A 20,006-nucleotide genomic window follows, 5' to 3' on the forward strand; every position below is an offset into this window, starting at 1 on the left:
AAGATACTCATTGGCGTATTTTTCTCAAGTACCTTTGTGGCTAAAACCGAACTTGATTGCAGAGGAAGGTTCATGGTGTTCCAGCGCGCTGACCGGTTGAACGGTATCGAATTGTCGGAAATCGTCCAGATCTCAGAGGCCGCCGCCCGCCTGCGCGCCCAAGGGCGTAATATTCTGGCGCTGTCAACCGGCGAACCGGACCTGCCGACGCCGCCCCGTGTGGTCGAAGCTGCGCATTCAGCGGCACTGGAGGGCAAAACCAAGTACCCGCCCACTACCGGTGTGCCTGAACTACGCGCGGAAATTGCCCGACAAGCAGGTGCCGAGATGACCCAGGTCATCGTATCAACAGGCGCGAAACAGGTGATCGCAAATGCGATGCTGGCCAGCCTGAACCCCGGCGACGAGGTCATCATGCCCGCCCCCTATTGGACCAGCTATTCCGATATTGTCCGGATGGCAGGTGGGGTGCCGGTTGTTCTGCCCTGCCCGATGGAACAGGGCTTCAAACTGCTGCCTGAACAATTGCAGGCCGCCATCACACCGCGCACGCGCTGGCTGATGCTGAATTCACCCTCGAACCCGTCGGGCGCGATTTACGCTAAGGCAGAACTTGCGGGGCTGGCAGAAGTCCTGGAGCGCCACCCGCAGGTCTGGGTTCTGGCCGATGAGATTTATCGCCATCTCAGCTTTGCACCTTTCACGTCCGCGGCCGAGGCCGCCCCGGCGCTGACCCATCGCATGTTGATCGTCAACGGTGTGGCCAAGGCGTGGTCGATGACCGGATGGCGCATCGGCTGGGGGATCGGACCGTCCGATCTGATAAGCGCCATGGTCGCTGTTCAGGGTCAGGTCACATCGGGGGCATGCTCGATCTCGCAATGGGCGTCGCTGGCCGCGATCACTTGCGACCCCGAGTTGCTGGAGGTGCGTCGCGCCCTCTTTGCCGCGCGCCGCGATCTGGTCGTCGACGGGTTGAACGCGGTACCCGGGCTGCGCTGTTCCACCCCGGACGGGGCGTTTTATGCCTTTCCGTCCTGCACTGGCCTGCTGAAAGAACAAGGCGGGCCATTTGACAGTGACGCGGAATTCTGCACGTGGTTGCTGGAAGATGCCGGCGTTGCCCTGGTGCCCGGCCGCGCCTTTGGGATGCCGGGCCATCTTCGCCTGTCGTTCGCTTATGCTGAAGATACAATTGCAGCGGGCCTTGCGCGTCTGAAAACCGCTGTGGAAAGGAAACTTGCATGAAACCTCAATCCGCCCCGCACCTTGGCCCCTTCACCTGGGACGATCCGTTCCTGCTGGAAGACCAGCTGGCCGAAGACGAACGCATGGTTCGTGATGCCGCACATGCCTACGCGCAGGACAAACTGCTGTCTCGGGTAACTGCCGCGTTTGCCAATGAAGAAACCGACCCGGCCATCTTTCGCGAGATGGGTGAGATGGGTTTGCTGGGAACAACCATTCCCGAGGAATACGGCGGTATTGGGTCCAGCTATGTGACCTATGGTCTGGTCGCGCGCGAGGTCGAGCGTGTGGACAGCGGCTATCGTTCGATGATGTCGGTGCAGTCCAGCCTGGTGATGTATCCGATCTACGCATACGGCACCGAAGAGCAGCGCCAGAAATACCTGCCCAAACTGGCAACCGGCGAATTTATCGGCTGCTTCGGGCTGACGGAACCCGATGCCGGTTCGGACCCCGGCTCGATGAAGACTGTCGCGAAGAAAACCGAGGGCGGCTATGTGCTGAACGGGTCGAAAATGTGGATCTCGAACGCCCCGATCGCCGATGTGTTCGTCGTTTGGGCCAAATCCGAAGCGCATGGCGGCAAGATCAAGGGCTTTGTCCTGGACAAGGGAACGGCTGGACTGTCGGCCCCCAAGATCGAAGGCAAGCTGTCTCTGCGCGCCTCGATCACCGGTGAGATCGTGATGAACAATGTCGAGGTCGGCGAGGACGCCCTGCTGCTCAATGTCGAAGGTTTGAAAGGCCCGTTCGGCTGTCTGAACCGTGCGCGTTACGGCATTGCCTGGGGATCGATGGGCGCCGCCGAGGCGTGCTGGCACGCGGCCCGGCAATATGGGCTGGACCGCAAACAGTTTGGTCGTCCGCTGGCGCAGACACAACTGTTCCAGCTGAAGCTTGCCAACATGCAGACCGAAATCACGCTGGGCCTGCAAGCCGCGCTGCGCGTGGGTCGCCTGATGGACGAAGCCCGCGCCGCGCCCGAGATGGTCAGCCTGATCAAACGGAACAATTGCGGCAAGGCGCTTGAGATCGCCCGCCATGCCCGCGACATGCATGGTGGCAACGGGATCAGTCAGGACTTCCACGTGATCCGGCACATGGTGAACCTTGAAACCGTCAACACCTATGAAGGCACCCATGATGTGCATGCCCTGATCCTGGGCCGTGCGCAGACAGGCCTGCAAGCCTTCGCCTAAGGACATCTGAAATGGATCGCGCCGCAATCGTGCATGACAATTTCCTGCGCCGTGTTGCGGCGCGGGACTTTCCCGAAGGGCCCGCACCGGCCGGACCGCTGAGCGGTCATGAAGCCGTCGCACTTTACAGGGCGCAATGCCTGAGCCGGGCGCTGGACCGGCAAAGCCGCGCGATGCAGAAGGCGGGTCAGGGGTTCTATACGATCGGGTCATCCGGACATGAGGGCATGGCGGCCGTTGCCGCGGCCCTGCGCCCGACCGATCCGGCGTTTCTGCACTACCGCGATGCGGCCTTTCAGATTGCCCGCTCGGATCAGGTGCCGGGCCAAAGCCCGACATGGGATATTCTGCTGTCCTTTGCCTCGTCTTCCGAGGACCCAATCAGTGGCGGGCGTCACAAGGTTCTGGGATCGAAAGCGCTGTGCATTCCGCCGCAGACCTCGACCATCGCCAGCCATCTGCCGAAGGCGGTCGGCGCGGCATATGCCGTCGCCGCTGCACGGCGTCATCGCCCTGAACATGCAGACATGCCCGAGGATGCCATCGTCTATTGCTCGTTCGGGGATGCCTCGGCCAACCATTCCACCGCACAGGGCGCTTTCAACACGGCGCAGTGGACGTCCTTTCAATCTGTGCCTCTGCCCCTTCTGTTCTGCTGCGAAGACAACGGGATCGGTATCTCGACCAAAACGCCGAAAGGCTGGATCGCGGCCACTTTCGCCAACCGTCCGGGCCTGAAGTATTTCTCGTGCGACGGGTTGGATCTGTTCGACACCTATCGCGTTGCGCAACAGGCGGCCGACTATGTGCGCAGCCGCAGGAAACCTGCTTTCCTACATGTTCGGACTGTTCGCCTGTACGGTCACGCCGGGGCCGATATGCCAACCACCTATATGCCAAAAGCCGAGGTTGAGGCCGAAGAAGCCAACGACCCGCTGCTGCATTCCGTGCGCCTGTTGGATCAGTGCGGCGCGATGAGCCCGGAACATGCGCTGAGCGTCTACAATGATACCTGCGCCCGGGTCGCCCGCGTGGCCGAACAGGCCATCACGCGCCCTCGCCTGCAAAACGCAACAGAGGTGATGGCCAGCCTGATCCCGCCCGCACGCCCCTGCGCGCCGACCAACGGCCCAACACCCGAGCGTCGGGCCGAGATTTTCGGCGGCGATCTCAAGGCCCATTCCGAACCGCAGATCATGTCGCGATTGATCAACTGGGCACTGACCGATCTGATGCTGGAACACGGCGAGATCGTCATGATGGGCGAAGATGTCGGGCGCAAAGGTGGCGTTTACGGCGTGACCCAAAAGCTGCAAACACGGTTTGGCCCTGACCGGATGATCGACACGTTGCTGGACGAACAGTCGATCCTGGGCCTGGCGATCGGCATGGCCCAGAACGGGTTCACGCCAATGCCGGAAATCCAGTTTCTGGCCTATCTTCACAATGCCGAGGACCAGCTGCGAGGTGAGGCCGCCACCCTGCCCTTTTTCTCGAACGGTCAATACACCAACCCGATGGTCGTGCGCATTGCCGGACTGGGGTATCAAAAAGGGTTTGGCGGACACTTCCACAATGACAACTCGGTTGCTGTATTGCGCGACATTCCGGGCCTAATCCTGGCCTGCCCGTCGAACGGTGCCGACGCCGCGCGGATGCTGCGTGAATGCGTGCGCCTCGCGCGTGAAGAACAGCGGCTGGTCGTTTTCCTCGAACCCATCGCCCTCTACCCGATGCGGGACCTGCACGAGGCCGGAGACGGCGGCTGGATGCAAACCTATCCCGACCCTTCTGAAAAGATCGGCTTCGGTGAGGTGGGCGTGGACGGTGACGGTGACGGCGACGATCTGGCCATCGTCACCTTTGGAAATGGCGTCTATCTCAGCCATCAGGCGCGCACGGCCTTGCAGGCCGACGGGATCAGGACACGGATCATCGATATGCGCTGGTTGTCCCCTTTGCCCAAAGCGGCACTGACACAGGCCGTGACCGGGGCCAAACGCATCCTGATCGTCGACGAAACCCGCCACCATGGCGGCGTGGCCGAAGCTCTGATGGCGCATTTTCATGAAACATGCGATGTGCCGCTGGCCCGTATCACCGCAGAAGACAGCTTTATCGCCACGGGCCCGGCCTATGCTGCGACCATGCCATCGAAGGACAGTATCGAAGCCGCCGCGCGATCCTTGATGGAGGCCGGCACATGAGTTCCGCCAAACAGACTGCCGTCGTCATCTGCCCTGGCCGCGGTACTTACAACAAACCCGAACTGGGTGTCCTGGGCCGGCAATTCAGCGACAAGGCCGTGTTGCGACGCTTTGATGACATGCGGCGCGCGCAGGGGCAAGAAACGCTCAGCGAACTGGACGGTGCGGCCCGATATTCCATTGCCAAGCACACCCGCGGCGACAATGCATCTGCTTTGATCTATGCAGCGACTTTGGGTGATTTCCGCGCCATCAATCCTGACAAAATCGAAGTGGTTGCGGTGACGGGAAATTCGATGGGCTGGTATTCGGCGCTGGCCTGCGGCGGTGCGCTGTCCGCCGAAGGAGGGTTCGAGGTGGTCAACACCATGGGCACTCTGATGCAGGAAAACATGATCGGTGGACAACTGATCTATCCTTTCATGGATTCCGACTGGCATCCTGACCAGACCCGCAAGGCAGAGCTGCTTGCCTTGGTGGATGACATTGACCGAACCGATGCAACGTTGACCCTGTCGATTGATCTGGGTGGCATGTTGGTGCTTGCAGGCGACGACGCCGGTTTGGCCGCGTTCGAAAAGGCAGTACCGGTGGTTCAGGAACGTTTTCCCATGCGATTGGCCAACCATGCCGGGTTCCATTCGCATCTTCAGGCTCCGGTCTCGGCGCAGGGCCGCACGAAACTGAGCGCTGGCCTGTTTCGACAACCGGACCTGCCCCTGATCGACGGGCGTGGCCGGATATGGTGGCCCGGAGCTTGCGACCCGAATGCACTTTGGGATTACACCCTTGGCCATCAAGTGACCGAAACTTATGATTTCACCCATGCCATCGCACAGGCCGCGCATGAGTTCGCACCGGATCTTTTCATTGTTACGGGTCCTGGCACCACGCTGGGCGGTGCCGTCGCGCAAAGCCTGATTCTGACCAATTGGTCCGGGCTGTCGGACAAGTCGACACTTCAGTCTCGCCAAGGAAACAGCCCGATTCTGTGTTCGATGGGAATGGTTGATCAAAGGAAACAGGTGACATGAACCTGTGGGCCCACCGGTCAGCCTCAGAGCCGGCGCGCCGAGGTTGCCAAGCCGTTTCAGAAAACCGGTGCAGGTAGTCCGGTTTGTCGTGTCCGGCGCTATTCAATGCGATAGAAATGTTCTGACGTGCCGCGAAAGACGTCGTCCAGCATCGACCCCGGGATGAGCGTCTCATGCCGGGAAACGGTTTCCTTGTAGGTCGAGGTAAGGCTGTCGACCGGGAAATTCGATCCGAACATGCAGCGATCGGCACCAAATTGGGACAGGCAGGTTGAAACGATCGGCGAGACGCTTTCAGCATTCCAATCGTGGTCGAACATTCCCAGGCCGGAGAGTTTGCAAAAGACATGTGGCAGGTTTGACAAGGCCGTCAATTCATCTGCCCACCGTCGCAACCCTTGCGAGGTCCGGTCGTATGGCGAACCTGCGTGGCAAAGAGCGATCCGGGTCTCCGGGGCCTGTGCAAGGACATTCGCGGTTTGACCCATCAGCTCTGGCAGCAGCTGAAGATCAAAGGAAAGACCACGCGCGCCCAGTTGCTTCAGACCAGCCAAGAACTTTGGGTCTTCAAGTAACGCGTTCGTGCCAGTTGAGGCGTCTTCACCCGGAGCGCGGCCAATAATCTGACGAACGCCCCGCACCGAAGGCAGGGTTTGAAGACGGTCGAGCTGTGCATCCAGATCATCCGAGGTCAGATCGCAGAATGCCACCTGCACCAACGGCCAGTCAGGGAACTGGTCGGCAACGGAGTGTACCCACTGCGCCTCGGCCCAGGGGTCAGCGGCGCCGACCTGAATGTGAACCGAAGCGCCGAACCCCATGGCTTCGGCGTCCGCGCGAAACTCCGGGAGCAAATAGTCCCGCTGGATGGAAGACGGATCGCCGAAAAACCGAACGATACCTTTCTCTGTAAGCCAGGGGTAGTGCACGGCCGAAAGGTCCCACAGGTGGTGATGCGCATCTATCCTCATGATGCTTCAATCTCGGTGGTGCGAGCCAGAATATCCACACCCTGTCCTTTCCAGAAATGCAGCAAGTCGATGAAGATCCAGTTTTCGGCCAGCTTGTCTTCGACGCGGCGATAGATATCGATCACCCTGAATTCGCCGGGTTTTCCGGTGGCTGGCATCCCCATGAAACCCCCTGTGGGCGTGGCAGTAAAGTTGGGCCATCCAAAGAAGCCACCGTAATGCCCCTCGGCCAGACGGCAGACGTGATTGGTCTTTGACCGGTCTGTGAAGGCAGCGCGAAACGGTCCGGAGTGTTGCCTGGCATAGCGTTCGATCGTGTAGGTCGCGCCAATTCCTTCGGGGCCCCACCAGATCATGTCCTGGCGCCACGTGCGCGCCAATTCTTCTTCCAGCGACAGCCCGCTGTCCCAACGGCCCAGATCCGCGATCATCGCGTTGATGACCGCCAGCGTTTTTTCGCCTTCGTGTGCGGGCTGCTCATCATGCAGCAAACCATCATGGGACCTTGGTCCGGGCTGCACCAGATGCGCCGCAGTCTGCGGGGGAAACGGATTCTGGCCAGCCTGAACCATCAGGTGCGGGATGTCGAAATACATCGCCGTTTCGACAATTCTGTCACCGGCCACCTTGTAGAACGCGCAATATCGCAGGAACGCCATCTTGCCGGTCGGGCGAATACCCAACCACGGTCGGTCGAACAGCCCCATCAGATGGCCCATGGCGACAACCCAAACGTCGGTTTCTTTCTGCAACGCGTTTTGCCCCGCAAACAGAATATCCACTCGGTTCTGCAAATGAGCAAGGCTGCCCTTCAGCGGCTGCCAGAATTGCCGGGCAACCTGTTCGGCGCCGTTGATTTCGTTGAACGGATGAAAGCCGCGCCACCTCGAATCCGAAGCGCAGAATTGGCTCATCACCTTCGGAGTTTCCGTCACTGCGGCGGAGTCCAATGCGGTGTGAAACGCAGAGACCAGTTTTTTTTCTGTCTGAAAGTTCACGGTATTTACCATTGTAGTCAAAGTTTTGCGAGCGGCGCGAAGCCAGGTTGAGTCGGATTTCTCCGCAATTTTTGCATACGTATGCAAAAAAGTCTTGCCTGATTTGATACATGCGAATTACAGTTTTGCAAACGTATGCAAAACGATTCCTTGCAGGGGGCACCATGGCGGAAATTCAATTGCGGAACGTCGGCAAGCGATGGGGCTCATTCGTTGGGGTTCACAATTTTGACCTGACGATTGCAGATCGTGAGTTTCTGGTGCTGCTCGGCCCATCAGGCTGCGGCAAGACAACCACCATGCGCATGATCGCCGGCCTCGAAGACGTGACGGAAGGCGAAATCCTTGTCGACGGCAAAGTGGTTAATGATCTGGAACCCAAGGACCGCGACGTGGCGATGGTGTTCCAGAGCTACGCTCTGTATCCCAACATGAACGTTTACGAGAACATCCGCTTTCCGCTGAAAGTGCGTGGTATCGACCCGGCGACGCACGACGAAAAGGTGCGCCGCGCCAGCGCCATGGTGGAACTGGACGATTTCCTGCATCGCAAGCCAGCCGAGTTGTCGGGTGGTCAGAGACAGCGTGTGGCACTGGCACGTGCCATCGTGCGCGAACCCAACGTGTTCCTGATGGACGAGCCGTTGTCCAATCTTGACGCCAAGCTGCGGGTTTCCACCCGGGCCCAGATCAAGAACCTAAGCCATGAGCTGGCCGTCACCACCATTTACGTCACACACGACCAGATCGAGGCCATGACCCTTGCCGACCGCGTTGTCGTGATGAAACAGGGCGTGGTTCAGCAGGTCGGAAGCCCGACCGAAATTTATGACCGTCCCGCGAATACTTTTGTCGCCAGTTTCATCGGTTCACCTGCCATGAATTTGATGGACGGCGACGTGGCGAGCGGAATATTCCGCGCCGAACATGTCGAAATTGCGGTGGATGCACCGGATGGCCCAATGACACTGGGTTTCAGGGCCGAAGATGCCAGCCTTGCCGATGGCAAAGGTCAGATCACCGCTCCGATCTATACGCTGGAACTACTGGGCGACGCGACCATGATCTCGGTTCGGGTCGGCGGAGCTCTGGTTTCGGTGAAAGCAGACAAAGCATTCCGCGCCGAGATTGGCGAAATGGTCTCGTTCTCGGTGCCGACGGAAATCTGTCACCTCTTCGAAGCTGGAAGCGGTGCGCGGATCGGGGGCTAACCCCACAAACGGCCCGCAAGGGCATAACACCGGTCCGGACGTCGACGACGGACCGATCCTGACAGGGAGAAACCTATGAAACTCAAGACGATCCTCATGGCCGGTGCCATGTCCATCGCCGCCACCGGCGCGTGGGCAGATTGCGCCTTTGAAAACGAAGTGCCGCTAAAATCGCTGTCCGCCGGTTTTGAAGCCTGGAAGGCGGTCACCGATGCGATGGCAGAATGCGGCAATTTCAGCGCATCGCTGGATCAGGAATTCCGCGAAAAGCAGCCCGAAGCATTTGCTGCGGATCCCGCGCTTTATCAGATCGGCGGTGTTTCAAACGCGACCCTGGTGCCGTTGCTGAACGCAGGCACGATCCGCCCGCTGGATGATCTGGTCGAAAAATACGGCCAGGACCTGCTGCCCAACCAGTTGATCAAGGTTGATGGCAAGACCATGGCCATTGCGATGATGGTGAATGCGCAGCACCTGATGTATCGCGATGATGTTCTGGCTGAACTGGGCATCGAAGAACCAAAAACCTATGATGACGTCCTGGCCGCAGCTGCCAAGATCAAAGAAGCCGGTGTCATGGATTATCCGATCGGGGGAACGTTCAAGACCGGTTGGAACCTCGGCCAGGAATTCGTCAACATGTACCTTGGCGAAGGCGGCTCGTTCTTTGGCGACGGCAACGTTCCAACGATCAACAACGAGCAGGGCGTCGCTGCGCTGGAAACACTGAAAGCCATGACCGATTACATGGATCCGGAATATCTGGTTTCCGACTCGACATACGTTCAGCAACAATTCCAGCAGGGCAAGATCGCCATGGCAAACCTTTGGGCCAGCCGTGCCGCCGCGATGAATGATGAGGCCGAAAGCCAGGTCGTCGGCAAAGTCACCATGGCAGCCGCTCCTATGGGTTCGGCAGCACCGGCAACCACTATCTGGTGGGATGGCATCGTTCTTGCTTCGAACATGAGCGACGAAGAGGCCGACGCCGCATTCCGCGTCGCGCTTGAGGGCATGGACGGCGAAATGGTCAGCGCAAACAACGACGTCGCTGTTTGGCTGAGCCCTGCCTATTCAGCGGGTGCTTTGGCGGCAGGAGCAGCCGCTTCGGCTGAAGCGGGCGCAAAGGCGTACCCGGCATCTGGTCCGATGGGCATCATGCACACCGCCCTGGGCAACGGTCTGGCCGACTACCTGACCGGCGCCAAGGATGCTCAGACGACGCTGGCGGATATCGAGGCAGATTATATCACTGCCGCGAAAGAAGCCGGTCTGATCAGCAACTGATCCTCCCGTGGGAGGGCTACGGCCCTCCCGCCCCTTCCCTTCGAGAGTCATGAGAAAGGCAGAGCCATGAATTTCCGGACATTTGCCGCATTTGTCGGCCCCTCTGTCTTTATGATGCTTCTCTTTATCGCGTTTCCTCTGGTCAGCGTGTTCAAGCAGAGTTTTTACGTGACACAGCCGATCTATGAGACGGTCGAAAAGGAAACCTGCACGCCCGGTTTCCTGACGCAGACCTGCGTGACCGAGATGGTTTCGCAGCCAAAGCTCGACGAACATGGCGAGGTCATTACCCAAACCCAATATGTCGGCTTGCAAAGCTATCGCAACGTATTGGAGCCTGAACGCGCATGGCGCGCCATAAGCGACGGCAGTTGGCATGTGCTGTCTACGATCAACTTCTGGAAGGCGCTTCGGTTCACCCTGACCTTCACATTGATCACTCTGCCGCTTGTGGTCGGGTGCGGGCTTGGGATCGCAATACTGATCAACAACGCGGCGCGGTCCATCCGCGGCCCGGTGATCTTTGTGTCCCTGCTGCCCTTCATCATCACACCGGTGATCGGAGTACTGTCGATCAACTGGCTGTTCCGGGGCGACGGCATCCTGACCGCAATGATGGAATGGTGGCTGAACCGGGACATCGCCCTGTTCGCCCAAGCCTGGACCATCGAAATACTGATGATGCTCTACCGCGTCTGGCACGTGGCACCCTTTGCCGCAATCGTCTTCTACGCCGGGCTGCAAACGGTCAATCAGGACAGTCTTGAAAGTGCCGTGATTGACGGTGCGACCCGTTGGCAGCGCCTGAAATACATCGTCATTCCACACCTGATGCCGCTGATCATTTTCGTGTCGATGATCCACCTGATGGACAGCTACCGCGTGTTCGAAGAGATCGTTGGTTTTTCGAGCCAGGGCTACGTCATCTCGCTACAGTGGCTGACCTTCGATTATCTGACGCCTGATCAGGCCGGCAACCGGTCGATCAGCCGGGCGTCCGCCAACTCGATGCTGACCATGATCGGTGTCGTCATCCTGCTTATCCTGCCGCTGCGCCGTACGTGGCGCGACCATAAAGGAGGTCACTGACATGTCCTCGCGTGCGCTTCGCCAGCCCTTCAGCCTGCGGTTGACCTCGAACATCTTCCTTGCGCTCTGGTGCCTGATCGCGGCCTTTCCGATCTTCTGGATCGTGGTCATGAGCTTCAAGTCACCCGTCGATGCGTTCGACAGCAACGCGCTGAACGTGATCTTCGGGCCGGCCACGCTGAGCGTCGGAAAGGGCTTGTCGCTGCTGGATATCATTCTGGGCATCGCGGTTATCTGGGGCACGATCTTCGCTGCCACCAAAACACTGCCATCGATGATAAAGTCCTACACCAAGCCCGGTCAGGAATGGTTCGGCTGGCTGATCGGTGTTCTGGTCTTGCTGGTGGGTTTCCTGCTGGTGTTCTTCGTGGTCCTGCCTGCAATCCTGAACGTGTTGAACCCGCTGTTTGGCCCACTGGGACGGGATGTGCTTGGTCTGACGACCGAGCATTACAAAACCGTCTGGATCGACCGGGGCTTTTCAAACAACTTCAAGAACTCGCTGATCGTAACGACGGGCGTGGTGACGGTGTCGCTGACCGTGGGCACATTGGCGGGCTACGGTCTGGCGCGGTCAGGATCAACTTTGGCCTTCTGGATCCTGATCGTCGCACTGGTGTTTCGGGCATTGCCCCATTCGGTTCTGGTAGCAGGCTATCTGCCGGTGTTCATCAACTCGGCCGAATGGCTCAGCCCAATCTTGGGTGAGAACGCACCAACCTTGTACGGCAAGCCTTTTGCGGTGATCGCTGTTCTGGTTGCGATCAATCAACCCTTCACGATCTGGATGTTGCGCTCGTTCTTCCAGAACATCCCGGCCGAGCTGGATGAGGCCGCCCGCGTGGATGGGTGTAGCCACTTTCAGGCCTTCCGCCGTGTCATCATGCCGGTGATGTGGCCAGGTGTGATCACTACGGGGCTGTTCAGCTTCTTGCTGGCGTACAACGATTTTCTGGTCACCGCGCTGCTGCTTGATGCGCAGAACCAGACCATGGTTCCCGCCATCGTCGGCATGTTCAATCGCGAGACGACGACAACCGATCAGGTCGTTGCGGTTGCCGCTGCCGTGTCGATCACCGCGCCTCTGATCTTCCTTGTGCTGATTTTCCAGCGCCAGATTGTCAGCGGTCTGACAGCCGGGGCAGTGAAAGGCTGATGAGCAAGAACGCCCGACACAACGCCATGTCGCGCCACCCGGCGCTGAACAGGATGCCGAGGGACTTTCTGAGCATTGGGGCCGCACGTCCCAATCCCTCCCTTCGGCAACCTCAAAGGATAGAAAAATGAAAGGTTCCCGTCCCGAACAAGCGGTTCTGACCCGCGAAACGGACATGAGCAAGACGGAAGACACGCGCCGCGTGATCGAAACGATGGTTGATGGTCTGAATGATCACCGCATTGATGACATCGGTGAATTCTTCGCCGAAGGTTTTCGCTGGATGGGCAATCAGGGCTGCGGCACCAAGACCGGCCTGCAGGAATTTCAGGATAACTGGCAGCGCCCGTTTCAAGCCGCGTTTTCGGATAAGGTCTGCGTTGACGAAGCGCGCATTTACATGGGTGAATGGGCCGCCGCCTTCGGCCGCCAGGAAGCCACGCATTCCGGCGAATTTCTGGGCATTGCCCCCACAGGCAAGCGTGTCGAAATCAGGTACATGGACTTCTGGAAAGTGGTCGACGGCAAAATTGTCGACAACTGGGTGAATGTCGACTTTGCCCACGTTGCGGCTCAGCTGGGCGTGGACCTGTTCAACGGCGAAGGCTGGGAAGCATTTGACCGCGGCGAGAAGACTCCGCCACGGCCGGAAAACTGAGGATTGGAAAGATGGCAATCGAGTATCTTAAACGCGGCAAATCCGATGCGGATCGGGCGGAAGATGATGCCAAGACCCGCGCCGTGGTTGAAGCGACGCTGAAAGACATCGAAACCCGTGGGGATGCCGCGGTGCGAGAGTTGAGTGAGAAGTTCGACAACTACTCACCTGCCTCGTTCCGCCTGAGCCAGCAGGAAATTGATGACCTGATCGGGCAATTGTCCGATCGTGAGCTGGCCGATATCAAATTCGCGCAGGAACAGGTGCGCAACTTTGCGCAGGCGCAGCGGGATTCAATGCTGGACATCGAGGTCGAAACCCTGCCCGGTGTCATCCTGGGGCATAAGAACATCCCGGTGCAATCCGTGGGTTGCTATGTTCCGGGCGGCAAATTCCCGATGGTCGCCTCGGCGCATATGTCGGTGGCGACCGCTTCGGTCGCCGGTGTTCCGCGCATCATCGCCTGCACGCCCCCGTTTCAGGGCAAACCCAATGCAGCGGTAATTGCCGCCATGCACTTGGGTGGCGCGCATGAGATATATGTCATGGGCGGCATTCAGGCCATCGGGGCCATGGCATTGGGCACCGAAACAATCGATCCGGTTCACATGCTTGTTGGCCCCGGAAACGCCTTTGTCGCGGAAGCCAAACGTCAGTTGTTCGGTCGTGTCGGGATCGATCTTTTTGCAGGGCCGACCGAAACGATGGTCATTGCCGACGAGACCGCCGCAGATGCGGAGCTGTGCGCAACCGATCTGCTGGGGCAGGCCGAGCATGGATACAACAGCCCCTGCGTTCTGCTGACCAACTCACGCAATCTGGCCAATGACACCTTGGCCGAGGTCGACCGGCTGCTGGGCATCCTTCCAACCGCGGATACCGCGAAGGTGTCGTGGGACGAATATGGTGAGGTGATCGTTTGCGACACCTATGACGAGATGTTGCAGGTTGCCGATGACATTGCCTCGGAACATGTGCAGGTGATGACTGACCGCGACGACTGGTTCCTTGAGAACATGACCTGCTATGGGGCGTTGTTCCTTGGGCCGCGCACCAATGTTTCGAACGGGGACAAGGTGATTGGCACAAACCACACGCTGCCCACCAAGAAGGCCGGGCGTTACACGGGTGGTCTTTGGGTTGGCAAATACCTGAAGACGCACAGCTATCAAAAAGTTCTGACGGATGAGGCCGCGACACTGATCGGCGAGTATGGCTCGCGCCTGTGCATGCTCGAAGGGTTCGTTGGCCACGCGGAACAGTGCAACGTTCGCGTGCGCCGATATGGCGGAATCAATGTGCCCTACGGTGCGCCCGCCCCTTACCGGGACGCTGCTGAATGAGTGACAAACACACACATCACAAGGCCCTGATCGAACCGCTCAGGGCTGCGATGTACGATTTCGATGAGGCCGGCGTACGCCGGGCTTTGGCGGAGGTCACGTCACCGGATGCCGTGTTCCGTCTGTGTCATCCCTTTGGGGACAGCGTCGGTAGTGGTGTTTTCTATGACACTGGCTACAAAGACTTGCTGGCGGCCTGGCCCGATCTTGAACGGCGGGACTATATCGTCATGGCCGGCCCGGACGAGTTTGGCGCAGATTGGGTCGGGTGTGGCGGCTATTACACCGGTGTTTTCACCAGCCCCTGGCTGGACATCCCGCCGACGGGTCATCAAGTCACGATGCGGTTTCATGAATTCTTCCGCATCGAAAACGGCAAGATCGTCGAGATGCAGGCCCTGTGGGACATCCCCGAAGTCATGATGCAGGCGAATGCCTGGCCGATGGCGCCAAGTCTGGGCCGTGAATGGCACGTCCCAGGCCCCGCCACCCAGGACGGGTTTGTCCCCGGCCCTTATGATGAAACCAAGGGAAAACAGACCTGCCAGCATATCATCGACATGCTTGATCATCTCAAGAAACACCCGTCTCAAGGCGGCCCCGAAGTGATGGAGATGGAACGGTTCTGGCACCCGCGCATGAACTGGTACGGTCCTTCGGGCATCGGCACCGGGCGCGGGTTTGCGGGGTTCCGCAACTGGCATCAGATCCCGTTCCTGAACGGTATGCCGGATCGCGGGCAGTTCGTGGACGACATCACCTATCACTTCTTCGGTGACGGGGAATATGCAGCTGTGACGGGCTGGCCCAACATGATCCAGACCGTCACAGACGATGGTTGGATGGGCATCGCTCCGTCAGGCAAGAAGATCACCATGCGCAGCCTCGATTTCTGGCGTTTGGAAAACGGCAGGATCCGGGAAAACTGGGTGCTCGTTGATTTGCTGGATGCGTACCGTCAGCTTGACGTTGACGTCTTTGCCCGTCTGCGTGAATTCAATAAAGCCCGAAATATGGGTCGTATTGAAATACCGGATGGAATGAGCTGATGACTAAACTGCCGCGCACCCCTTCATTTTCTCTGAGTGGAAAAACCGCCCTTGTGACCGGAGCCTCCTCTGGTATCGGGCAAGGATGCGCGGTAGCGCTGGCCGAGGCGGGTGCACATGTAGTTTGCGCGGCCAGAGGAGCGGATCGGTTGAATGAGACAGTTTCCGCTCTGAAAGAGAAGGGATGGTCAGCCGAAGCGCTTGTGATGGATCAGGGTGATTTGGACGCCCTGAAACAGCTTTTCGATCACCGCGCCTTCGATATCGTGGTGAATTCGGCGGGCGTGGCGCGCCACAGCCCGGCTATCGAGACAACACCCGATGACTTTGATGTTGTCACCAACGTCAATTTGCGTTCGGCCTACTTCTTGTCGGCCTACGCCGCCCGCGCTTTGATCAAGGCAGGAAAGCCGGGTTCGATCATCCATATATCCAGCCAGATGGGGCATGTTGGCGGGGTTGATCGGGCGCTTTATTGCGCGACCAAGCATGGGTTGGAAGGCATGGTCAAATCCATGGCCATCGAATGGGGCAAACAGGGCATTCGGATCAATACGGTCTGTCCGACTTTCATCCGAACGCCGTTGACGCAGTCCACATTCGACAATCCTGAACGTGCCGCGTGGATCATGGAGAAGATCAAATTGGATCGCGTGGGCGAAGTCGAAGACATCATGGGCGCAGTACGCTACCTCGCCTCGGACGCCTCGGCACTGGTTACCGGCACCTCAATGTTGATTGACGGAGGTTGGACGGCAGACTGATGGCTGAGAAAGTAACATCCCTCCAGGTTGCCCAATTGGCCGGCGTTAGCCAGTCTGCCGTTAGCCGCGTCTTCACGCCCGGTGCCTCGGTCAGCAAAAAGACCGAAGAAAAAGTGCGCAAGGCTGCGTCTGAACTGGGCTATCGCCCCAACGTGCTGGCACGCGCGATGGTGTCCGGCAAAAGCAGGATCATCGGTTTGGTGGTCGCCTATCTGGACAATTACTTCTACCCCGAGGCGCTCGAGAAACTGTCCAATGCCTTGCAGGAACAGGGCTATCACGTTCTGATTTTCATGGCCTCCAGAACCGCTGGAAATATAGACGACGTGATGGAGGAAATCCTTGATTATCAAGTCGATGGCGTCGTTCTGGCATCCGTTGCCATGTCTTCAGACATTGCCACCCGCTGCCAGCAGGCAGGCGTGCCCGTGGTTTTGTTCAACCGCAGCCAGGACCTCGACGGGATCACGTCTGTTACTTCTGACAATTATGCCGGTGGTCGCAAAGTTGCGGAATTTCTGATCACCGCCGGGCACAGTCGTATCGCCTACATTGCCGGTTGGCCGGGTGCCTCAACCCAGCGGGACCGCGAGGCCGGATTCCGCGCCGCGCTCAACGATGCGGGCCAGGAATTGTATGCGCACGACATCGGAGATTTTCACACCGAGAAAGCTCGTTTAGCTGCCCGCCGGATGTTTGATGTCGAACCGCAGAAACGACCTGACGCCGTGTTTGTCGCCAATGATCACATGGCGCTTGCGGTCATGGACGTCATTCGGTTCGAGTTGGGATTGCGCGTGCCCGAAGACGTGTCTGTCGTTGGTTACGATGACGTCCCTCAGGCCGGATGGCTTGCCTACAACCTTACGACCATTCGCCAGCGGGCAAATTTGATGGTTGCTGAGACCGTTGATGCCCTGCTGGATCATATCGAAAACCCGACAGCTGCTTCGGCACGCAAAGTCGCCATTGATGGGCCGCTGATCGTGCGCACATCGGCACGTCTGCCCAAAGGCTGGACACCTCAAAGGATGAATTCATGAAAGGTTTCGATCCCAAGTTCCGGGATTTCCCCGACTATATCATCGGCATCACCAAAGAGATCTGGGAAGATCGGGGTATCGCCACGCTGCATGAGTATTACAGCGAAGACATTGTGGTACGCTCACCCGGTTCGGTGGTGTTGGGCAATCAGAATGTGATCGGCGCTACCATGGCAACGCTGGCCGAGTTTCCGGACCGGCAGCTGCTAGGCGAAGACGTGATCTGGTCCGGCACACCGGAAGAGGGCATGTTGAGCTCTCATCGGATCATTTCAACGGCCACGCATTTGGCCGAGGGTGTCTATGGCAAGCCCACCGGCACCAAGCTGCGTTACCGGATTCTTGCGGATTGTCACGCCATCGACAATCAGATCAACGATGAATGGCTGATCCGCGATCAGGGCGCGATTGTGCGCCAGATGGGCTGGGACCCTAAGGAATACGCCGCTGATCTGATTGCCCGGGAAGGCGGCAAAGAGAACTGCGTCAAACCTCTGACACCCGAAATTGATCAGCCTGGACCATACAAAGGCCATGGGAATGACAATGAATGGGGGCAGCGCTACGCCGACATTCTGACGCGGATCATGAACGCAGATATGGGCGTGATCGGTTCAGAATATGACCGCGCTGTTCAGTCAGAATATGTAGGTGGTGTAACCGGGCATGGCTGGCAGGCCATCGACCGCTTCTGGATGGGACTGCGGGCGAGTTTTCCGAATGCGGAATTCAAGATCGAGCATCAGATCGGGCGAGATGACCCTGATATGCCTCCGCGTGCGGCAATTCGCTGGAGCCTTTGGGGCAAGCATGACGGCTGGGGCGTGTTTGGCGCGCCGACTGGTGCGCAGGTTTATGTCCTCGGGATCAGCCACGCTGAATTCGGCGCACTTGTTGCGGGGCAGCCGCAGTTGCGCCGTGAATACACCCTGTTCGATGAAACCTCGGTCTGGAAGCAGATCCTGTTGCAGAACGGCGAGGTCTGAGTGGGCCGCCCGGTCTCATATCGCATCCTGTCGGGCGGTCTGTCCGAGCCCCGGACCGTTCGGCTTTTCCATATGTACCGTCAAAGCCTGAGGGCGCGGCGACTGAACCTGCGCCCGCCCGGAAAGTAAGGGCCTGTCCTACTTGGGCACACGAGCTTTCTTTCCAAAAACGCTGAATCGGATCGTACGTCATGACAAAATCATCCATCCCTTCCCGCATCGTCCGCTATGGCGAGCTTCAACCCTGTAAAACCGCTTTTATCGATGCCCATACTCCCGGCAGCGATCAGAAAGAGAACTTCACGATAATCGGCGGCGGCGTCTCGGAATCTCCGGACCAGCATGTCCACATCACGGACAAGATCGGCTTCAACATCGGAGCGGCAGGGCAGCCGCCGAAATGCCGCAACTCACTGCACAGCCACACCACCGCCGAGGTCTTTTTCGTTGCCAAGGGTCGTTGGCGGTTTTTCTGGGGCCGCTATGGTACGGCCGGGGAATTCATCGCCGAGGAAGGAGACATCTTCAACATTCCAACGGGTATTTTCCGGGGCTTTGAGAATGTCGGCCAGGATTACGGAATGATCATGTCGATCCTGGGCGGAGACGATGCGGGTGGCGGCGTCACCTGGGCGCCTCAAGTGATCGAAGATGCGCAGGCACACGGTCTGATGCTGGGCGACAATGGCGTTCTGTACGACTCCAAACTGGGCCAGGAACTGCCCCACAATGTCCGCCCGATGCCTGTGCTGACCGAAGAACAGCTGAAAAGCTATCCCGAAGTTCCAATCGAGGATGTGGTGGGCAGATACGTTGCGCGGTATTGGGATCTGATGGCGTTGTCGGCCAATAAGCCCGCAAAGGTGATTGGCGAAAACGCGTTGATCAAGGACAAACCCGGATTCGAGGTCGATTTTCTGGGGCGCGGATCCGCAGTGACCCAACCGATCGCTGCCGAGAAACCAGTGGTTCTGATGCCGGCCAGCGGTCACTGGCGTGTTTCGATTGACGGGTACGAGACCACGATCTCGGTGGGCGACACGGCCTTGGTTCTTCCTGGCGAAACCTATGGTGTTCAGCCTTCGATGACCGGACAGGCGGGCCTGTACCGGATCACCGCAACCGATGACTCGGCAGGAGCGACCTGGACAGGATGAACGCGGACCCGAATGACACCCACGCCGTTTATGAACGGCAGGCGACCGAGTATGACAGGCGCCGTTCCAAGGCCCTGTTCGAAGCGCGCTGGTTGGCGCGCTTCACGGCCAGCCTGAAGCCGGGTGACCGCGTATTGGACCTGGGCTGTGGCTCGGGCGACCCGATTGCCCGTTGGTTCATGGCCGAAGGGTTTGACGTCACGGGTATCGATTTTTCCGACGCCATGCTTGCCATAGCCCGCGACCGTTGGCCCGATGGCGACTGGCGCAACGCGGATATGCGGAATTTTGAACTGGATCAGCAGTTCGACGGCATCATTGCCTGGAACAGCTTTTTCCACCTTACGGCGGACGAGCAGAAAGACTGTATCGCCCGGATGGCGCGCCATTTGCGACCCAACGGAATGCTCATGCTGACCGTCGGACCTCGTGCCGGAGAGGTCAGCGGCACAGTGGGATCAGAGCTTGTCTACCACGCGTCGCTGTCCCCGGCCGGTTACGCCGGGTGTCTTGAGAAAAACGGGCTGCAAATGACCGGATACCTGGCCGAAGACCCAGAAGCCCAAAGCCACACGATCCTGATGGCACGAAAAATTTAAGGAGGTC

Annotated in this window: 18 protein-coding genes; 16 read left to right on the top strand and 2 right to left on the bottom strand. The window is 58.8% G+C overall.

Going from position 1 to position 20,006, the window contains the following annotated elements; all coding sequences use genetic code 11:
* Positions 1-72: 72 nt before the first annotated feature.
* The 4 genes from ACR3E6_RS17690 to ACR3E6_RS17705 are packed head-to-tail and all read left to right on the top strand — an operon-like array spanning position 73 to position 5,688.
* Positions 73-1,248: a pyridoxal phosphate-dependent aminotransferase gene (locus ACR3E6_RS17690; protein WP_480488471.1), complete on the top strand. Its 1,176-nt coding sequence runs from the start codon at positions 73-75 to the stop codon at positions 1,246-1,248.
* Positions 1,245-2,447 carry an acyl-CoA dehydrogenase gene (locus ACR3E6_RS17695; protein WP_480488473.1) on the top strand — a complete coding sequence of 401 codons (1,203 nt, stop codon included), beginning with the start codon at positions 1,245-1,247 and terminating at the stop codon, positions 2,445-2,447. The genes ACR3E6_RS17690 and ACR3E6_RS17695 overlap by 4 nt, the downstream gene beginning before the upstream one ends.
* Before the next feature lie 11 nt (positions 2,448-2,458).
* A complete protein-coding gene (locus tag ACR3E6_RS17700; protein ID WP_480488475.1) occupies positions 2,459-4,654 on the top strand; it encodes a thiamine pyrophosphate-dependent enzyme in 2,196 nt (731 codons plus the stop codon).
* Positions 4,651-5,688 carry an ACP S-malonyltransferase gene (locus ACR3E6_RS17705; protein ID WP_480488477.1) on the top strand — a complete coding sequence of 346 codons (1,038 nt, stop codon included), beginning with the start codon at positions 4,651-4,653 and terminating at the stop codon, positions 5,686-5,688. The genes ACR3E6_RS17700 and ACR3E6_RS17705 overlap by 4 nt, the downstream gene beginning before the upstream one ends.
* A 98-nt stretch (positions 5,689-5,786) precedes the next feature.
* Here ACR3E6_RS17705 and ACR3E6_RS17710 read toward each other — a convergent pair whose 3' ends face one another.
* Entirely contained in the window at positions 5,787-6,659 is an 873-nt protein-coding gene (locus ACR3E6_RS17710; protein WP_480488478.1) for an amidohydrolase family protein, read from the bottom strand.
* Positions 6,656-7,657 (bottom strand): nuclear transport factor 2 family protein, encoded by a 1,002-nt coding sequence (locus ACR3E6_RS17715; RefSeq protein ID WP_480488480.1) that lies wholly within the window; start codon positions 7,655-7,657, stop codon positions 6,656-6,658. Before ACR3E6_RS17715 ends, ACR3E6_RS17710 begins: the two co-directional genes overlap by 4 nt.
* A gap of 164 nt (positions 7,658-7,821) precedes the next feature.
* On the opposite strand from ACR3E6_RS17715, the gene ACR3E6_RS17720 reads away from it, so the two are divergent.
* From ACR3E6_RS17720 to ACR3E6_RS17775, 12 genes are all read left to right on the top strand, one after another.
* Positions 7,822-8,868, top strand: coding sequence for an ABC transporter ATP-binding protein (locus ACR3E6_RS17720; protein ID WP_171723890.1), 1,047 nt, complete (start codon positions 7,822-7,824; stop codon positions 8,866-8,868).
* A 75-nt stretch (positions 8,869-8,943) separates the two neighbouring features.
* Complete coding sequence (locus tag ACR3E6_RS17725; RefSeq protein ID WP_171637111.1) at positions 8,944-10,155, top strand: ABC transporter substrate-binding protein; 1,212 nt, start codon at positions 8,944-8,946, stop codon at positions 10,153-10,155.
* Positions 10,156-10,221: 66 nt separating this feature from the next.
* Entirely contained in the window at positions 10,222-11,244 is a 1,023-nt protein-coding gene (locus ACR3E6_RS17730; protein ID WP_152460108.1) for a carbohydrate ABC transporter permease, read from the top strand.
* A gap of 1 nt (position 11,245) precedes the next feature.
* On the top strand, positions 11,246-12,400 hold the full coding sequence (locus ACR3E6_RS17735) for a carbohydrate ABC transporter permease (protein ID WP_171637115.1): 1,155 nt from the start codon (positions 11,246-11,248) through the stop codon (positions 12,398-12,400).
* Positions 12,401-12,527: 127 nt separating this feature from the next.
* Positions 12,528-13,058, top strand: coding sequence for an ester cyclase (locus ACR3E6_RS17740; RefSeq protein ID WP_480488483.1), 531 nt, complete (start codon positions 12,528-12,530; stop codon positions 13,056-13,058).
* Between the two features lie 11 nt (positions 13,059-13,069).
* Complete coding sequence (gene hisD / locus ACR3E6_RS17745) at positions 13,070-14,401, top strand: histidinol dehydrogenase (protein ID WP_171170235.1); 1,332 nt, start codon at positions 13,070-13,072, stop codon at positions 14,399-14,401.
* Positions 14,398-15,450, top strand: coding sequence for an ester cyclase (locus tag ACR3E6_RS17750; protein ID WP_480488485.1), 1,053 nt, complete (start codon positions 14,398-14,400; stop codon positions 15,448-15,450). The genes hisD and ACR3E6_RS17750 overlap by 4 nt, the downstream gene beginning before the upstream one ends.
* Positions 15,450-16,214 carry an SDR family NAD(P)-dependent oxidoreductase gene (locus ACR3E6_RS17755; protein ID WP_171637121.1) on the top strand — a complete coding sequence of 255 codons (765 nt, stop codon included), beginning with the start codon at positions 15,450-15,452 and terminating at the stop codon, positions 16,212-16,214. Before ACR3E6_RS17750 ends, ACR3E6_RS17755 begins: the two co-directional genes overlap by 1 nt.
* On the top strand, positions 16,214-17,257 hold the full coding sequence (locus ACR3E6_RS17760) for a LacI family DNA-binding transcriptional regulator (RefSeq protein WP_209835380.1): 1,044 nt from the start codon (positions 16,214-16,216) through the stop codon (positions 17,255-17,257). Before ACR3E6_RS17755 ends, ACR3E6_RS17760 begins: the two co-directional genes overlap by 1 nt.
* Positions 17,254-18,243, top strand: coding sequence for a nuclear transport factor 2 family protein (locus ACR3E6_RS17765; protein ID WP_171723894.1), 990 nt, complete (start codon positions 17,254-17,256; stop codon positions 18,241-18,243). The genes ACR3E6_RS17760 and ACR3E6_RS17765 overlap by 4 nt, the downstream gene beginning before the upstream one ends.
* Before the next feature lie 191 nt (positions 18,244-18,434).
* Positions 18,435-19,400 (top strand): cupin domain-containing protein, encoded by a 966-nt coding sequence (locus ACR3E6_RS17770; protein ID WP_480488487.1) that lies wholly within the window; start codon positions 18,435-18,437, stop codon positions 19,398-19,400.
* Positions 19,397-19,999 (top strand): class I SAM-dependent methyltransferase, encoded by a 603-nt coding sequence (locus ACR3E6_RS17775; protein ID WP_480488489.1) that lies wholly within the window; start codon positions 19,397-19,399, stop codon positions 19,997-19,999. Before ACR3E6_RS17770 ends, ACR3E6_RS17775 begins: the two co-directional genes overlap by 4 nt.
* Positions 20,000-20,006: the final 7 nt, after the last annotated feature.

Source organism: Ruegeria sp. AL3, from assembly GCF_056536065.1.

Bases quoted from the DNA above. Each gene is read 5' to 3' on its own strand.
- ACR3E6_RS17775 (WP_480488489.1), top strand. From the start codon at position 19,397: ATGAACGCGGACCCGAATGACACCCACGCCGTTTATGAACGGCAGGCG.
- ACR3E6_RS17755 (WP_171637121.1), top strand. From the start codon at position 15,450: ATGACTAAACTGCCGCGCACCCCTTCATTTTCTCTGAGTGGAAAAACC.
- ACR3E6_RS17695 (WP_480488473.1), top strand. From the start codon at position 1,245: ATGAAACCTCAATCCGCCCCGCACCTTGGCCCCTTCACCTGGGACGAT.
- ACR3E6_RS17740 (WP_480488483.1), top strand. From the start codon at position 12,528: ATGAAAGGTTCCCGTCCCGAACAAGCGGTTCTGACCCGCGAAACGGAC.
- ACR3E6_RS17760 (WP_209835380.1), top strand. From the start codon at position 16,214: ATGGCTGAGAAAGTAACATCCCTCCAGGTTGCCCAATTGGCCGGCGTT.
- ACR3E6_RS17720 (WP_171723890.1), top strand. From the start codon at position 7,822: ATGGCGGAAATTCAATTGCGGAACGTCGGCAAGCGATGGGGCTCATTC.
- hisD (WP_171170235.1), top strand. From the start codon at position 13,070: ATGGCAATCGAGTATCTTAAACGCGGCAAATCCGATGCGGATCGGGCG.
- ACR3E6_RS17710 (WP_480488478.1), bottom strand. From the start codon at position 6,659: ATGAGGATAGATGCGCATCACCACCTGTGGGACCTTTCGGCCGTGCAC.
- ACR3E6_RS17700 (WP_480488475.1), top strand. From the start codon at position 2,459: ATGGATCGCGCCGCAATCGTGCATGACAATTTCCTGCGCCGTGTTGCG.
- ACR3E6_RS17730 (WP_152460108.1), top strand. From the start codon at position 10,222: ATGAATTTCCGGACATTTGCCGCATTTGTCGGCCCCTCTGTCTTTATG.
- ACR3E6_RS17725 (WP_171637111.1), top strand. From the start codon at position 8,944: ATGAAACTCAAGACGATCCTCATGGCCGGTGCCATGTCCATCGCCGCC.
- ACR3E6_RS17690 (WP_480488471.1), top strand. From the start codon at position 73: ATGGTGTTCCAGCGCGCTGACCGGTTGAACGGTATCGAATTGTCGGAA.
- ACR3E6_RS17765 (WP_171723894.1), top strand. From the start codon at position 17,254: ATGAAAGGTTTCGATCCCAAGTTCCGGGATTTCCCCGACTATATCATC.
- ACR3E6_RS17770 (WP_480488487.1), top strand. From the start codon at position 18,435: ATGACAAAATCATCCATCCCTTCCCGCATCGTCCGCTATGGCGAGCTT.
- ACR3E6_RS17750 (WP_480488485.1), top strand. From the start codon at position 14,398: ATGAGTGACAAACACACACATCACAAGGCCCTGATCGAACCGCTCAGG.
- ACR3E6_RS17735 (WP_171637115.1), top strand. From the start codon at position 11,246: ATGTCCTCGCGTGCGCTTCGCCAGCCCTTCAGCCTGCGGTTGACCTCG.
- ACR3E6_RS17705 (WP_480488477.1), top strand. From the start codon at position 4,651: ATGAGTTCCGCCAAACAGACTGCCGTCGTCATCTGCCCTGGCCGCGGT.